The sequence below is a fragment of the Streptomyces griseicoloratus genome, from assembly GCF_014534645.1.
GTDB lineage: Bacteria > Actinomycetota > Actinomycetes > Streptomycetales > Streptomycetaceae > Streptomyces > Streptomyces griseicoloratus.
Genome location: NZ_JACVQF010000208.1, coordinates 5,278 through 6,166 on the forward strand (window position 1 = coordinate 5,278; position 889 = coordinate 6,166).

Consider the following 889-nt stretch of genomic DNA (forward strand, 5'->3'; position numbering starts at 1 on the left):
CCTAAGTGTTTCGTCCGAGTCTCAGGAGCCGAGGCCACCCTCTCAGGAGATTGCTCCACGCTCTCCCCGGAGGCCCTCAGGCATCTTAAGCCCCACTCGCACAGGTGTTAAGTTCACCAAACTCCCGAAATCCAAATGACAACTACCACAACCACCAACCCGATCCCCCCGCAAGTTGGGACTGGCACCCCTTCAGCGGCATTCGCCCCCCTCTCCCAGGAGGTCCTGGAGACACTCAGTTTCCCGGTAACTTCCAACCTCGTCCCCTCCCCCGTAGAGCTCGCAGCCATAGCCGATGCCTGGACCACCCTCGGAGTCCCGGCGGCAGAAACGACCAAGCACGCCCTCGCTCTGGTCAACTTCTGTTTCGACTCGGGCTCTTCCGCAACCACCCGCTTCACTGGAGCCTCCCCCACCCCCACCATCCCCCTGTCCGCCCTGGCCGGAGCCGTTCTGGAGCTGGTACCCATCAGAAAGTTCTGCAGGTACTTCGCCCAGTACATTTGGAACGCTCGCCTCACCGCCAACGCCCCCCCGGCCTCATGGGAAGCCTGGAATTTCCCAGAGAACGAGAAGTTCGCCGGCTTCGACTTCTTCGACGGGGTCCTCAACACGGCCTCCCTCAAGCCACCCCAGGGGCTCGTCAGAAAGCCCACGGAAGCAGAACGGGTCGCCAACGCAACCGCCAAGTCCCTCCACCTCTTCGAGGCAGCCACCCAACGCTCCAACCTCGCGTCCACCGCCACCCAGTTTACCCGTGGTAGACTGACGGACACGAGTCCAACTATCCAGTTCCTTCCGGCACCAGAATAATTTCTTTTTCCTTCCATGCACGCCCGTCACCGTTGTTCCCACTTGTTGGGTGACATGTCGGCTTCAAGTGGTTCCC